We start from the raw sequence: 230 nt of genomic DNA on the forward strand, positions 1-230 counted from the left end.
CTTGAGCCTGTTGATTGCCTTCACACCCATGAATATGGCAAAGGCAACGATCACGAAGTCGATCACGGTCTGGATGAACTTGCCATAGGCCAGCACCACTGCCGGAATATCACCTTCGGCAGCCTTCAGGGTAATGGCCAGGTCGCTGAAGTCCACCCCGCCGATCAAAAGACCCAGTGGCGGCATGACCACGTCTCCGACGAAGGACGAGACGATCTTGCCGAAGGCTG

At 56.5% G+C, this 230-nt stretch carries 1 protein-coding gene; it reads right to left on the reverse strand.

The window, feature by feature from the left end:
- Positions 1-230, reverse strand: a 230-nt coding sequence (mscL, locus tag R0J88_RS24070) for a large conductance mechanosensitive channel protein MscL (protein WP_410901467.1), incomplete at both ends; no start/stop codon positions are given.

The sequence above is a fragment of the Pseudoalteromonas sp. SIMBA_162 genome (assembly GCF_046535955.1).
Taxonomy (GTDB): domain Bacteria; phylum Pseudomonadota; class Gammaproteobacteria; order Enterobacterales; family Alteromonadaceae; genus Pseudoalteromonas; species Pseudoalteromonas marina.